The organism is Caulobacter sp. AP07, assembly GCF_000281955.1.
Lineage (GTDB): Bacteria > Pseudomonadota > Alphaproteobacteria > Caulobacterales > Caulobacteraceae > Caulobacter.
This window is the reverse complement of record NZ_AKKF01000243.1, coordinates 1-13,734: the sequence shown is the minus strand read 5'-3', so window position 1 is coordinate 13,734 and position 13,734 is coordinate 1. Positions and strand designations below refer to the sequence as shown.

At 70.1% G+C, this 13,734-nt stretch carries 11 protein-coding genes; 3 read left to right on the top strand and 8 right to left on the bottom strand.

The window, feature by feature from the left end:
* Nucleotides 1-105: 105 nt before the first annotated feature.
* A complete protein-coding gene (pyk, locus tag PMI01_RS21935; RefSeq protein ID WP_007674393.1) occupies nt 106-1,536 on the bottom strand; it encodes a pyruvate kinase in 1,431 nt (476 codons plus the stop codon).
* Between the two features lie 249 nt (nt 1,537-1,785).
* Complete coding sequence (locus PMI01_RS21930; RefSeq protein ID WP_007674392.1) at nt 1,786-2,802, bottom strand: LacI family DNA-binding transcriptional regulator; 1,017 nt, start codon at nt 2,800-2,802, stop codon at nt 1,786-1,788.
* Nucleotides 2,803-2,912: 110 nt separating this feature from the next.
* Here PMI01_RS21930 and PMI01_RS21925 point away from each other — a divergent pair, with 110 nt between their 5' ends.
* Nucleotides 2,913-3,764 carry a hypothetical protein gene (locus PMI01_RS21925; RefSeq protein WP_157223837.1) on the top strand — a complete coding sequence of 284 codons (852 nt, stop codon included), beginning with the start codon at nt 2,913-2,915 and terminating at the stop codon, nt 3,762-3,764.
* 19 nt (nt 3,765-3,783) lie between these two features.
* On the opposite strand, the gene glk is transcribed toward PMI01_RS21925, so the two are convergent.
* From glk to PMI01_RS21900, 5 genes are all read right to left on the bottom strand, one after another.
* Complete coding sequence (gene glk, locus PMI01_RS21920) at nt 3,784-4,773, bottom strand: glucokinase (RefSeq protein WP_007674390.1); 990 nt, start codon at nt 4,771-4,773, stop codon at nt 3,784-3,786.
* A 12-nt stretch (nt 4,774-4,785) separates the two neighbouring features.
* On the bottom strand, nt 4,786-6,597 hold the full coding sequence (gene edd / locus PMI01_RS21915) for a phosphogluconate dehydratase (protein WP_007674389.1): 1,812 nt from the start codon (nt 6,595-6,597) through the stop codon (nt 4,786-4,788).
* A gap of 4 nt (nt 6,598-6,601) precedes the next feature.
* Nucleotides 6,602-7,294: a 6-phosphogluconolactonase gene (gene pgl / locus PMI01_RS21910; RefSeq protein ID WP_007674386.1), complete on the bottom strand. Its 693-nt coding sequence runs from the start codon at nt 7,292-7,294 to the stop codon at nt 6,602-6,604.
* Nucleotides 7,295-7,305: 11 nt separating this feature from the next.
* Nucleotides 7,306-8,769, bottom strand: coding sequence for a glucose-6-phosphate dehydrogenase (zwf, locus tag PMI01_RS21905; protein WP_007674384.1), 1,464 nt, complete (start codon nt 8,767-8,769; stop codon nt 7,306-7,308).
* A 233-nt stretch (nt 8,770-9,002) separates the two neighbouring features.
* Nucleotides 9,003-9,305 (bottom strand): hypothetical protein, encoded by a 303-nt coding sequence (locus PMI01_RS21900; protein ID WP_007674382.1) that lies wholly within the window; start codon nt 9,303-9,305, stop codon nt 9,003-9,005.
* Between the two features lie 176 nt (nt 9,306-9,481).
* On the opposite strand from PMI01_RS21900, the gene PMI01_RS21895 reads away from it, so the two are divergent.
* Nucleotides 9,482-10,363 carry a sigma-70 family RNA polymerase sigma factor gene (locus PMI01_RS21895; protein ID WP_007674380.1) on the top strand — a complete coding sequence of 294 codons (882 nt, stop codon included), beginning with the start codon at nt 9,482-9,484 and terminating at the stop codon, nt 10,361-10,363.
* A gap of 100 nt (nt 10,364-10,463) precedes the next feature.
* Entirely contained in the window at nt 10,464-10,748 is a 285-nt protein-coding gene (locus PMI01_RS21890) for a helix-turn-helix domain-containing protein (RefSeq protein WP_202948109.1), read from the top strand.
* Here the strand turns inward: PMI01_RS21890 and PMI01_RS21885 are convergent.
* Nucleotides 10,745-13,630, bottom strand: coding sequence for a tetratricopeptide repeat protein (locus PMI01_RS21885; RefSeq protein WP_007674377.1), 2,886 nt, complete (start codon nt 13,628-13,630; stop codon nt 10,745-10,747). The genes PMI01_RS21890 and PMI01_RS21885 overlap by 4 nt on opposite strands.
* Between the last annotated feature and the right edge of the window lie 104 nt (nt 13,631-13,734).

Sequence of the window (13,734 nt, the reverse complement as noted above, 5' to 3'; positions counted from 1 at the left end):
GGGGGGGGGGGGATCGGTGCAGAGCGCTATTGCGGCGGTGAAGCCCCACCCACCAGCTTCGCTGGTCCCCCTCCCCACAAGGGGGAGGGAAAAGCTCTATTGTTTCTACCGCTTCCGCGTCGGGAACGGCGCGTGCGCCAGCCGCAGCAGGTTGGCCGCGCCCGGGGCGCCGAACGGGGTGCCGGCGACGATCAGCACGCGCTCGCCCGGGCCGACCAGCTTCAGCTCCACCGCCTTGGCGACGGCGTCGGTGGTGACGACCTCCAGGCTGTCGGGCTGGGCCGAGACCCGGGCCTCCACGCCCCAGACCAGGCACAGGCGGCGCACGGCGTCGATCTGCGGCGACAGGGCCAGCACCGGCTGCAGGGGCCGCTCGCGCGCCAGGCGGCGGGCGGTGGCGCCGGTGGTGGTGAAGGCCACCAGGCACTTGGTCGAGCCGGCCTTGGCGGCCTGGGCGGCGGCGACCACCAGGACGTCGGCGTCCTCGTCGTCGTGCGGCTGTTCGGCCTGCATCAGCTCGGGCCAGCGCGGGTCGCGCTCCACCCGCTCGATGATGCGGCTCATCATCGCCACGGACTCTTCGGGATACTCGCCGGCCGCGCTCTCGGCCGACAACATCACCGCGTCGGCGCCCTCATAGACGGCGTTGGCGACGTCGGAGGCCTCGGCCCGGGTCGGGGTGGGCGAGCTGGTCATCGATTCCAGCATCTGGGTGGCGACGATCACCGGGATGCCGCGTTCGCGGGCGGCGCGCAAAATGACCTTCTGGGCCACCGGCACCTCTTCGGGAGCCATCTCGACGCCCAGGTCGCCGCGGGCCACCATCACCCCGTCGCAGAGGTCCATGATCGCGCCCAGGCATTCCAGGGCCTGGGGCTTCTCGATCTTGGCCAGCACGGCGGCGCGGCCTTCGACGATGCGGCGCAACTCGGCCATGTCCTCGGGGGCCTGCACGAACGACAGGGCGATCCAGTCGACGCCCAGGCGCAGGGCGAAGGCCAGGTCCTCGCGGTCCTTCGGCGTCAGGGGCGACATCGGGATGACCACATCGGGCACCGCCACGCCCTTGCGCTCCGACAGCTTGCCGCCGTTGACGACCTTGGTGTTGGCGTAGCCCGGACCGGCGTCGGTGACGGTCATCCGCAGCTTGCCGTCGTCCAGCAACAGGGTCGCGCCCGGGCGCATGGCCACCAGAATCTCCGGGTGCGGAAGATGCACGCGGGTCTCGTCGCCCGGGGTCGGATCGCTGTCGAAGCGGAACGCCTGGCCGGCCTTCAGCGTCACCGGGCCGTCGGCGAACTTGCCCACGCGCAGCTTGGGGCCTTGCAGGTCGGCCAGGATGCCCAGCGGCCGGCCCACCACCGCCTCGGCGTCGCGGATGGCCTTGTAGGAGGCGGCATGGTTGTCGTGGCTGCCGTGGCTGAAGTTCAGGCGGAAGACGTCGGCCCCGGCCCTGGCCAGTTTCACGATCATCTCATGCGAACTGCTGGCCGGGCCGATGGTGGCGACAATGCGGGAGCGGCGCGCGCGGATCATGAACCTGCTCCGGAGAGGCTGAAAAATGCTGCAATGCGGAAAGAAATGCCGCAGAGCGGGAAAGATTTGGCTTGGGCGATCATCATTTTCGAATTTCGCACCTGACAACGTTGTCTAGCGTCCCGGGTCCGGATTCGCCACCGCTGACTTAGCGTCAACCTCGAAGCCTTTCCATCCTCGAATGGATTATTCAAAAACGATGACACTTCCTGGCGAGCGCGGGGGTAGCCCCGCCCCCTCGACCTGGCGCTAACGCGCCGGTCCCGTCGACTCGCGGACCACCAGTTCGAAGTCGAGCAGGCGCGACGGCGGAGCCTCGCCCTCGACCCGCGTCGCGCCGCCCAGCAGCAGGTCGGCGGCGGCGGCGGCCATGGCCTGGATCGGCTGGCGCACGGTGGTCAGCTGCGGCCAGACCACCTTGGCGCCGGGCGTGTCGTCGAAGCCGGCCACGGACAGGGTCTCGGGCACGTTGAGGCGCAGGCGGTTGGCCACGGCCATCACGCCCAGGGCCATGTCGTCGTTGGACGCGAAGACCGCCGTGGGCCGATCGTCGCCCGCCAGCAGCCGTTCGGCCGCCTCGAAGCCGGAGCGGAACGAGAAGTAGCCCTGCTCGACATGGCTCTCGCGCACCGCATGGCCATGCTCGGTCATCGCCTGCACATAGCCCTCGTAGCGCAGGTGCGAGGCGCCGTGGTCGGGGTGGCCCTTGATGAAGCCGATGTCGGTATGGCCCAGCGCGATCAGGTGGGCGGTCATCTCGTAGGCGGCCCGCACGTCGTCCATGCGCACATGGGCCGAGCGGTCGAGGTCCTGGTCGGGCGACAGGCGCACATAGGGCACGCCTTCGGCCTCGAGCACCGCCAGCACCGTGGGATTGTCGCAGACCGGCGGGGTCAGGATCACGCCGTCCATGCGCAGGGTCGAGAGCATCGGCTCGATCTGGGCGGCGACGTCGCCCTCGGAATCGATCGGCTCGACGATCAGGTGGTAGCCCTCCTCGCGGCAACGGGCGATCGCGCCCAGCTGCACGTCGGTGACATAGGCGGGGCTGGGGTTGTCGAAGAACACGCCGATCAGATAGGCCTTCGAGCCCGCCAGGCTGCGGGCCGAGATGTTGGGCCGGTAGTTCAGGGCGGCCACGGCCTCCTGCACCCGCGTTCGGGTGTCGATCTTGACGTTGGGTTCGCGGTTCAGCACCCGCGACACGGTCTTGATCGAAACACCCGACATGCGGGCGACCTCATGGATCGTAACCTTGGAACTCAAGACCGGCCTCGCGAAGCGTCGGAAAATCGACAAGCCACGCAATAAGCCATGACAGCCTTGTCAAGGCGAGCCCCTACCTGCACAAAACCGAGGCGGGTGAACATCAGACCTTGCAGCCGAAGATGGAGCCGCTATTCAAGTCATCGCTTAGCGCCGTCGCGCTGGCTTCGGGGGCATGGATGCTTGGAAAAACCGTTCTGGCGGCGTTCGCCAGCTTGGCGATCGCCGGTCTGACACCGCTGCACGCGCAGGCCCAGCCTTCGCCGGGCGGACTGAAGCGACTTAACGAACTGGGCGGTTTCGTCTCGGAAGCGGTCTTCTGCAAGACCATGGGCTACGAAACTACCCAGGATTTCGACCGCTACAATACCGCGGTGAAGTCTGAAGGCGGGCGTTACGGAATCAGCGGCGAGGTCAGCTCAAACTACGCTCTCGCGGCCATGAACGCGCACACCCAAACATTGAAGGCCGAGCTTGAGAGCGCCACCGAAGGCCTGTCGGCGGAGGAAGACGCCGACGTCCAGGCCGCGGTTCCCAAGTTCACCGCCTTTGCCTCGGAACACGCCCAGCGCTGCCATCGGATCGCCGCCGATCCAGTGGGCTCCATCCTCGTTCCGGAACCCGCGCACGAGGCCGAAACCTATTCCAGGCAGTACGCCGACAGCCTGCTGATTCTCGTGGGCCACGCCAGTTGGCAAACACCCTTCATTCGGACCGGAGGCGAGGTCGCCGAGGCGGTGGGCTTGTGTGAGGCTCACCTGACCCGAACCCAGGCCGACGGCTATCTGGTCGAGCTCTACAAACCCAATCGGTTCAGCCTGGCGGTGGAGGATAAGGCTCGGGAGTTCTTTGACTCCCGCCGCCAGCGCGGACGCGACCTGGCGACCGACACGGCTCTGGACGCCACGCAGTGCAACCGAATTCTGACCGGGCGCGCCGCCAGACTGAAGGCGGCGAACTAGCGTCGCGCCGACGCACCGCCTACGAAATCGCCGCGCGGCCGTCCGGGGTCATCGCCACGGCCGCGCCGATCAGGGCGGTGTGCGGGTTCATCACCACGTGGGTGGGGATCGCCTTGGTGTAGTCGCCGAGCCGGCCCTTGGCCTCGAACCGGGCGCGGAACGGCCCCTGGTCCAGCAGGTCGACGATGCGCGGCGCGATGCCGCCGGCGATGAACACCCCGCCCCGCGCGCCCAGCGCCAGGGCCAGGTCGCCGGCCGAGGAACCGAGGATGCCGCAGAAGCGGTCGATGGTGGCCTTGCAGCAGCTGTCGCCGGCCACGCCGTGCTCGGTGATCTGCTTGGCGGTCAGTTCCTCGACCTGGCGGCCCTCGACCGCGCCGAGGATGACGTGCAGGTCCTCCATGCCGGGGCCCGACAGCAGGCGCTCGATCGAGCAGCGGCCGAAGCGCTTGATCAGCACGCGGAGGATCTCGATCTCGGTGTCGTCGGTGGGCGCGAAGGCGATGTGTCCGCCCTCGGTGGTCAGCGGCGTCTCGACGCCGTGCCGGCGCACCATGCCGGCCGCGCCGAAGCCGGTGCCGGGGCCGAGGATCGCCAGGTCGCCCTCGCCCGAGGTCGGCAACGGGCCGATCTGGCGCAGGTCCTTGGGCGCCAGGCGCGGGGCGGCCAGGGCCTGGGCGGTGAAGTCGTTGATCAGCTTGGCCGAGCGGAAGCCGCCGGTCCGGCGCAGGCTGTCCTCGGACAGCTTCCAGTCGCTGTTGGTGAAGTGCACCGTGCCGTGCTCGATCGGCCCGGCCACCGCCACCACCGCGTGCTCGGCGTGCTTGAGGCCCATCTTGGCCAGGTAGTGCTCGATGGCGTCCTCGGCCGTGCCGTAGTCCTCGCCCTTGTACGAGGTCGGCTCGATCAGCTGGGGATCGACGCCGTCGAAATCGACCAGGGCGAACCGCGCGTTGGTGCCGCCAATGTCGCCGACCAGGCCAAGTCCGATGGAGTTCAAGCCGCTCATATCCGTCTCTTCCTAAGCAAACAGCACGGAAGCGCCGTGGTCGGACGCGCCGACCCCCGAACGCAACAGGCCGAAGAGTTCCCGCCCATAGCCCGGCTTGGACGCCGGGACTTTCGCCGGCGTGCGGGCGCGCAAGGTCGCCTCGTCCACCAGGATTTTCAGTTCGCCCGTGTGGGCGTTGAGTGAAATGACGTCGCCGTCCTGGACATAGGCCAGGGCGCCGCCCTTGGCCGCTTCCGGCGTCAGGTGGATGGCCGCCGGGGTCTTGCCCGAAGCGCCCGACATCCGGCCGTCGGTGACCAGGGCCACCTTGAAGCCGCGGTCCAGCAGCACCGAGATCGACGGCGACAGGTTGTGCAGCTCGGGCATGCCGTTGGCCGACGGGCCCTGGAAGCGCACCACCACCACCACGTCGCGGTCCAGCTCGCCGCGCTTGAAGGCGGCGATGAAGTCTTCCTGTTCCTGGAACACGGCGGCCGGGGCGGTGATCACCTGGTGCTCGGGCTTCACGGCCGAGACCTTGATCACGCCGCGCCCGAGGTTGCCGGTCAGCAGGCGCAGGCCGCCCTCGGGGCTGAACGGGTCGGAGACCGGACGCAGGACGGCGAGGTCCAGCGAGTCCTCGGCCCCGTCGCGCCAGACCAGTTCGCCGTCGATCAGGATCGGTTCCTGGGTGTAGCGCGACAGGCCGGGGCCGGCCACGGTCAGCACGTCCTCGTGGGCCAGGCCGGCCTTCAGCAGTTCGCGAACCACGAAGTGGATGCCGCCGGCGGCGTGGAAGTGGTTCACGTCGGCCGAGCCGTTCGGATAGACCTTGGCCAGCAGCGGCGTGGCCTTGGAGATGTCGTCCATGTCCTCGAGGGTCAGGATGACGCCCGCCGCATGGGCCATGGCCACGATGTGCAGGGCCAGGTTGGTCGAGCCGCCGGTGGCCATCAGGCCGACCACGCCGTTGACCACGGCCTTCTCGTCGATCACCCGGCCGACCGGAATCCAGTCGTCGCCCTTGTGGGTGATGGCCGCGACGCGCTTGGCGGCTTCCTTGACCAGCGCCGTGCGCAGCGGGGTGTTGGGATGCACGAAGGCCGAGCCCGGCAGGTGCAGGCCCATCAGCTCCATCAACATCTGGTTGGTGTTGGCCGTGCCGTAGAAGGTGCAGGTGCCGGGGCCGTGGTAGGAGGCGCTCTCGGCGGCCAGCAGTTCCTCGCGGCCGACCTTGCCCTCGGCGTAGAGGGCGCGGATGCGGGCCTTCTCGGAATTGGGCAGGCCCGAGGTCATCGGCCCGGCCGGCACGAACATCGCCGGCAGGTGGCTGAAGGCCAGGGCGCCGATCATCAGGCCCGGGACGATCTTGTCGCAGACGCCCAGATACAGCGCGCCGTCGAAGGCGTCGTGGGTCAGGGCGATGCCGGTGGCCATGGCGATGACGTCGCGCGAGAACAGCGACAGCTCCATGCCCGGACGGCCCTGGGTGACGCCGTCGCACATGGCCGGCACGCCGCCGGCGAACTGGGCGGTGGCCCCGACCTCGCGCGCGGCGTCCTTGATCAGCGCCGGGTACTCTTCCAGCGGCTGGTGGGCCGACAGCATGTCGTTATAGGCCGAGACGATGCCCAGGTTGGGAGCGTTCGGGTCGAGGGCGCGGACCTTGTCGACGCCCGGCGAGGCGGCGAAGGCGTGGGCCCAGTTGGCGCAGCTAAGCTTGGCGCGGCCCGGCTGGGCGGCGGCGGCGGCGTCGAGATTGGCCAGGTAGGCGGCGCGGCTGTCGCGGCTGCGCGCGATGATCCGGGCCGTGACTTCAGCGATGACAGGATTCAAGGCCATGCGACTACTCCGCCCACAGAATACGGACCGGGGCGCGGTCCTGGTTCAGAATCGCCGCGATGGGCAGGCTGGGATCGACCGGCCCCTCAAGCAAGGTCCTCTTGGCGTCGCCGGTGACCAGCAGGACGATCAGCGACGACTGGATCAACGCCTGGAAGGTCAGGCTGATCCGGGGCAGGTCCGGCGCGGGCGAACCGGCCGGGACGGCGATCACCGTCCGCTCGGTCTTGGGATCGAGCCCCGCCTCCAGAACCGGGCTGCCCGGAAACAGCGAGGCGAAGTGACCGTCGGGCCCCACGCCCAGCAGCACGACGCCGAACGGCAGGACCTCGGCCACGCCCGCCTGCGCCCGGTCGGCCGCCTCCTGCTGGCCGGCGCCGTCGAAATAGAGCGGCGCGAAGCCGGCCCTGGCGGCCTTGTCGACCAGCAGGTGGCGACGGACCAGACCCTCGTTGCTGCCCGGATCCAACGGTGGCACGCAGCGCTCGTCGGTCAGGGTGACCGTGATCTTGTCCCAGGGCGCGGTCAGGGTGGCCAGGCGGTCATAGACCGGGGCCGGGGTCGTGCCGCCGGTGGCGGCGAACCCGGCCTGGCCGCGCTTGGCCACCGCGTCGTTGAGGGCCGAGACCAGCACCGAGGCGGCGGCGTCGAACAGCGCCTCGCGCGACGGGAAGGCTTCGATCTTGGGGAGGGTCATCACGGTCACGCCTATTCGTTCCAGGCCCGGCCTTGCGGGGAGATCAGGGCGGCGGCGCCCTGCGGTCCCCAGGTGCCGGCGGCGTAGGGCGCCGGCTCGGCCCCGGCCTGGGCCCAGGCCGCCGCGAGGCCGTCGACGAACTTCCAGGCCTGCTCGACCTCGTCACGCCGCACGAACAGGGTGCGGTCACCGCGGAACACGTCCAGCAGCAACTTCTCGTAGGCGATCCGCCGACGGCCGCCCGGCGCGGCCATGTTCAGCGACAGCGGCAGAGATTGCAGGCGCATGCCCTCTTCCGACAGCCCCGGACGCTTGGTCATCACGGTCAGCGAGATGTCCTCGTCGGGCTGCAGGTCGATGACCAGGCGATTGGCCGTGGTCTCGCCCTGGGCGGCGGCGCCGAAGATGTTGTGCGGCACGGGCTTGAACTGCACGACGATCTGGGTGCGGCGGTCGGGCAGGTTCTTGCCGGTGCGCAGGAAGAACGGCACGCCGGCCCAGCGCCAGTTGTCGATGTCGACCTTCATGGCCACGAAGGTCTCGGTCTTGCTGGGCTTGCCGACCTCTTCCAGATAGCCCTCGCGGGCCGTGCCCTCGACCACGCCGCCCACATACTGGCCGCGCACGGTGTCGTGGGTGACATTGGCCTTGGTGAAAGGCCGCAGGGACCGCAGCACCTTGACCTTCTCGTCGCGAACGGCGTCCGGGTCGAAGCCCGACGGCGCCTCCATGGCGACCAGGCACAGCAGCTGCAGCAGGTGGTTCTGCAGCATGTCGCGCAGGGCGCCGTACTCGTCGTAATAGGGCCAGCGGTCGCCGACCTTCTCGGTCTCGGCGATGGTGATCTGCACGTGGTCGATGTGCTTGTTGTCCCACAGGGGCTCGAACAGCACGTTGGCGAAGCGCAGGGCGGTCAGGTTCTGGACCGTCTCCTTGCCCAGATAGTGGTCGATGCGGAAGATCTGGCTCTCGTCGACCACCGCGCCCACGGCGCCGTTGATGACGTGCGAGCTCTCCAGGTCGCGGCCGATCGGCTTCTCCAGCACCAGGCGCGCCTTCGGGCCCGTCAGCTCGGCCGCTTGCAGGGCCTGGCAGACCGAGCCGTAGAGGCTGGGCGACAGGGCGAAATAGATCACCAGGTCGCCATGGGGCCCGATCTTCTCGGCCAGCGCCTTGGCGCCGTCTTCCTTGGTGATGTCGACGGCGAGGTAGTCGAGGCGCGCGGCCAGGCGGTTCCAGGCGCCGTCCTCGACGGTGGCGCGCTTGCCCAGCTGTTCGCGGACCAGCTTGCGATAGCTCTCGCGGTCATGGTCGTGGCGCGCCAGGCCGATGATCCGCAGATCGTGCGGCAGCAGGCGGTCGACCTCGAGAAAATACAGCGACGGCAGCAACATGCGCAGGGCCAGGTCGCCCGCGCCACCCAGCAGGACCAGCACTTCTCGACCGGCTTGATCGGTGTTTGTCTCTTTGGTCAATGTTTCCACCCTATGACAACGTTGTCATGCCACGCCCGTTCGAGCAATGCAAGCGGGGCCCGTCGACGCCCCGACAGGACCGCGCACGCGGCGCTTAACTAGGGGGTTTGCGCGGCCAGGGCCATAAGACCAATCGCTTTTCCAGGGCGAAAGTTTCCCCAAGGGCAACATGAAAGCGGCCGCCGAGGGAACGGCGACCGCTTGGAACCGGTATTTGTCGAAAGGTCCGGCCCCTACAGGCCGTAGGAGGCCAGCAGATTCAGGGTCAACCGCATCGGCTCCGGCGGGGCCTCGCTGCGCGCCGCCACGTCCTTCGCATAGGCCTTGAAGGTGGGCAGCTCGGTCAGGGCGCTGGAATCGTCGTCGCGGGTGTTGACGAACAGGTGGACGAAGTCGACGCCGTCGCGAAACAGCGCGTAGGCCACGTGGTCGGGCCGTGTGATCTTCAGCTCGTTGAACACCGCCAGCGACAGCGCCTCGTTCTCGTCGGCCCGATCCGGCTTGGCCGTGTAGCGCACCAGTGTCACCCTTTGCATGGTCTTGTTCCTCGTCGAGCGGCGCGCGGAAATGCGGCCCTCGCAGATCAAGACGCCCGGCGCGGCGCGAAGGATTCGGCGACGAAAATTCAGGGCCGCCGCGAATCCTTCGCCCGCCGCCCGACGTCATGTAGGCGGGCCGTTCTTTCGACGGCGGCGACCGGAAGGGAAACGACATGGCGGACGGCAGCTTGGACCCCGAGGCGTTCAGCCGGCTGATGGGCGACCTGCGCCCCAGCCTGCACCGCTACTGCGCGCGGATGGTCGGCTCGGCGTTCGACGGCGAGGACGTGGTTCAGGACGCCCTGGCCAAGGCGGTCGCAGCCTATCCCGGGACCGGCGCGATCGAGCGTCCCGACCGCTGGCTGTTTCGCATCGCCCACAACACCGCCCTCGACGCCCTGCGCCACCGCAAGCGCCACGCCGTGCTCCGCGCCGACGACGACCTGGGCGACGTCGCCGACCTCGCCGCCGCGACCGACGCCCGGGTGGCGGCGACCGCCAGCCTGGCCGTGCTGCTGCGCCTGCCGGTGGCCCAACGGTCCTGCGTGGCGCTGGTCGACGTGCTGGGCCATTCGCTGGACGAGACCGCCGAGCTTCTCGACTTCACCCTGGCGGCCACCAAGGCGGCCCTGCATCGCGGCCGGGTGCGGCTGAAGGACCTGGCCGGGACGCCGGAAGAGGCCCCTCCCCGGCTCGATCCCGCCGAGCGTGAACGCCTGCGGGCCTATGCCGACCGCTTCAACGCCCGCGACTTCGACGCCCTGCGCGCCCTGCTCAGCGAGGACGTCCGGCTGGACCTGGCCAACCGCACCCGTCTGGACGGCCGCAAGGACGTCTCGGTCTACTTCACCCGCTACGACGCCACGTCGGGCTGGCGGTTCGAGCCCGGCCTGGCCGAGGGCCGCCCCGCCCTGCTGGTCAGCGATCCGGCCGACCCGACGGCCGCCGTCCGCTATGTGGTGGTGCTGGATTGGCGAGACGGCGAGATCGCCGTGATCCGCGACTTCCTCTACGCGCACTATGTGATGGAGAGCCTGGCGGTCGAGCGCGGCTAGCCCCGCCTTTTCTTGCCGATGGGGCGTCATTGACGTATAGTTCCCGGCGATGCGGAGCCCTCGAACGGCGCCATCCACCACCAGGGAGGATATGATGAACATGACGTTCGGAGAGGACCTGATCGCCAGCCTGGGCGAAGCGCTGGACCATGCCAGCGGGACCGCTCCCGGCGCGCGTGAACACCTCGTGGAGGCGCCGGACGTGCGGTTCCTGCGGGAACAGCTGAACATGTCCCAACAGGAGTTCTCGCGCGCCTACAAGATTCCCCTGCCGACCCTGAAGGGCTGGGAACAGGGCCGTCGGCGGCCCGACGCCACCGCCGCGGCGTTCCTCAAGGTGATCGCGCGGCTGCCGAAGAAAACCCGGGACGCGCTGGCCAGCTAGCCGCTGGCCTGGGCCCGGAAGCGGTCCTTCATCCTGGCGACCCAGCCGTTGAAGGCCTCGTTGTCGGCGGTGACCCGGCTGAAGTCGTCGCTGGACAGGCTGGCGGGATCGGCTCCGGCCAGGGCGACGCGCAGGCCGTCGGGATTGCGCGCGCCCTCGATGAAGCCGCCATAGCGCTGGCGCAGGCGACCCAGGGCCGCGTCGTCGTCGGCCAGGCTGAAGGCGACGCCGGCCCGCAGCAGCTTGGCCTCCTCGCCGGCGTTCAGGGTCCCCGGCGTCTTCCACCGGTCGCCCAGGGCGCGCTCGTACATCAGGCCGGCCTGGGGCCAGGCGTGCTGCTTCCAGGCGACGTCGGCGCGGATGTCCTCGGCGTCGCGGCCCTTGTCGCTCTCGATGACTTCCAGCGCCGCGTCGTAGCGGCCCAGGCCCATCAGGGCGCGGGACGTGGCCAGGCGGCGCTCGGCGTTGAGGGCCGGCGGCAGCACGGTGGTGCGGGTGTTGTTGATGGAGTCCAGCGCGCTCTCGGGCTTGCGGTCCATCAGGTAGATCCAGGCCAGGTCGGTGGCCACCTGGGCCTTGGGCACGCCGTTCAGGCGGTTGTCGACCTGGTATTTCAGCAGCTTGGCGGCCTCGTCCAGCAGGTCGACGTCGACCAGGCGGCGCACCAGGTTGCGGACCATCTGGTCGCCGTCAGCGCCGATCGGGGTCAGGTCCTGGAAATCGTAGAACAGGCCCACCGCCTGGATCGGCTGCATGCCGTCGGCCAGGCCGTCGAGGAACAGGGCGCGGAAGGCGGTGTTGAGGTCGTTGCGCAGGGCGATGGCCTGCGGCAGGTCGGGCAGGTTGTTGCCGGCCGAGTGCAGCACTTCCAGCGCCTCGCGATAGCGGCCCTGCTTGATCTGCAGCTGGCCCAGGGCGCGGATGGTCTCCAGCTCGGTCGCATCGCCGCGCCAGCGGAAACGCAGCTGGTCCAGGCCCTTGGCGGCGACGTCGGCGTTGATCTGGTTCCTGGCCAGGCGCAGCTGGATGGCGTGCAGGGTGGCCGGGGACGCGAGGCGGTCGATACCGGAACGGGCGATGGCCTGGAACACCGGCAGGGCCCGCGAATCGCCCTTGGCCTCGAAGGCCTTGGCCAGGGTCAGGCGCAGCTCCAGCTGGTCCTCGACCGGGATGTTGGGCAGCTTCAGCGCCTGGTTGACCAGGCCGATGGCGGTGTCGGGCGCGCCGCCGCCGACCGAGGCCTCGGCCTGGGCGCCCAGGAAGCGGGCCTGCCACACGGCCGGGAACATGTTCAGGGCCCGCGCGCCGTCGACGAACCGGGCGTTGGCGTCGACCCACTGGCCGGTCTTGGAGGCGACATAGCCGCGCCACAGGGCGGCCGACGGGTCGTCGGCCAGGACCGGCGAGGCGAAGTCGGTCTCGGCCTCGGCATAGCGGCGGGCCAGCACCTTGGCCACGCCGCGCAGGCCGCGGAACTCGGCGTCGCCCATCAGGGTCTGGTGGGCGCGGCCAGCGGCGTTGAGCACGCCGATCGCCTCATAGGACAGGCCGGAGCCGACCAGGAAACGGGCCAGGGCCATACGGGCGGCGGTGTCGTCGCCCTTGCCCGCGCCGTCGCTGGCCGCCGGGATCGCGCCCAGCAGGGCGTTGTAGCGGGCCAGGAAGCCGCCCGACCCGGTCTTGGCCCAGTGCTCCGGATCGATCAGGGCCGGCATGGCCATGGCCTGGGGCGCGCCGACCATGCCGTCGCCCGGCTGGCCGCTGGCCGCCGAGGACAGCAGCAGGCCCTTGGGACGGCCGATGCGGACGATGTCGCCGTCGGCGGTCACCTGCAGGTCGCCGGAATAGCTTTCCACCGCCAGGCCGGTGGCCGACTGCAGCAGGGCCATCTCGACATAGTCGCGGCGCGACGGCAGGCCCTTGGACGGGGCCAGGGCGGCGGCGACGGCCAGGCGGTCGCCGACCGCGGGGTCGGCCACCCACAGCACCTTGGTCGCGCCCGCCACATTGGCCGTGAGGGTCGCGGGGCTGGCGACGTCGTCGCGCGCCACGCGGACGAGGTCGGGCGAGTCCTGGATCCCCGCGCCCAGCGCGATCGTCCAGTTGGCCCCGACGCCGTCGGCGTAGAAGGGCTCGCCCTGTGGCGTGACGATCCGCAGGGCGGCGTAGTCCGGGCCCTTGAAGACCTGAATGTTGCGGTACTGCGCGGTGCTGGACGGCAACCTGCCGATGTCCAGCCGGGCCGGCGCGTCGAACACCACCCAGACGGCCTCGCCCCGGCGGAACACGGCGGCCCCGGCCGGCGCGGCCCAGTCGAAACTCAGTTGCGCCTGGCCGCCGGCCTTGGAGAACTTCACCGGCACGACGCCGCTGGCGGGCGTCGGATTGGGCCGGCGCGGCGCCACCAGGGCGACGTCGGCCGATGGCGCGGCGGCGGCGGCCGGCGCGCGGGCGAACAGGTTGACGAAGTCGTCGCCGTCGGCGTTTCCGGCCCGGAAGTCGGCGTCGTCGGCCAGGCTGACGACGATCTCGACCACGCCGCCGACATGGCGCGCCTGGGCGGTCTTCACCCAGCGCGGCGGGCCCACCGTCAGGGGCGTCAGGTTGGGATTGGCGTCGCGCGGGAAGCGCAGGACCAAAGCCTCGCCTTCACGGCGGGCCTGCATGCCTCGCGAGCCGGGAAATTCCAGCCGCGTGAAGTCCGGCGCCTGGGCGACCCGGAGCACGAGCGCGCGCGAAGCGGCGGGCTTGGCGGTGGAGGGTTGGGCGGCGGAGGGTTTGGCGGCGTGACGCGGCGCGGCGGACATCGACACCGAAGGGGCGGCGACCCCGAGGATGCAGATCGCCGCGACGCTCGATCTCAGAAAGGCCCCCAGCCGCATGCCCGCCTCAGCCGGACGTCTTGGCCGCGGCCGGATCGGCGCCGGCCAGCGGCGCGGCGGCCTGGGCCTTGGGCGCGGCGGCGGCGGGCGGCGCGCTGGCGGCG

What these genes read in the sequence shown, in the direction of transcription:
- PMI01_RS21885 (WP_007674377.1), bottom strand. Translation starts at nt 13,630, where the DNA reads ATGCGGCTGGGGGCCTTTCTGAGATCGAGCGTCGCGGCGATCTGCATC.
- PMI01_RS21900 (WP_007674382.1), bottom strand. Translation starts at nt 9,305, where the DNA reads ATGCAAAGGGTGACACTGGTGCGCTACACGGCCAAGCCGGATCGGGCC.
- PMI01_RS21890 (WP_202948109.1), top strand. Translation starts at nt 10,464, where the DNA reads ATGACGTTCGGAGAGGACCTGATCGCCAGCCTGGGCGAAGCGCTGGAC.
- glk (WP_007674390.1), bottom strand. Translation starts at nt 4,773, where the DNA reads ATGAGCGGCTTGAACTCCATCGGACTTGGCCTGGTCGGCGACATTGGC.
- pyk (WP_007674393.1), bottom strand. Translation starts at nt 1,536, where the DNA reads ATGATCCGCGCGCGCCGCTCCCGCATTGTCGCCACCATCGGCCCGGCC.
- pgl (WP_007674386.1), bottom strand. Translation starts at nt 7,294, where the DNA reads ATGACCCTCCCCAAGATCGAAGCCTTCCCGTCGCGCGAGGCGCTGTTC.
- edd (WP_007674389.1), bottom strand. Translation starts at nt 6,597, where the DNA reads ATGGCCTTGAATCCTGTCATCGCTGAAGTCACGGCCCGGATCATCGCG.
- PMI01_RS21895 (WP_007674380.1), top strand. Translation starts at nt 9,482, where the DNA reads ATGGCGGACGGCAGCTTGGACCCCGAGGCGTTCAGCCGGCTGATGGGC.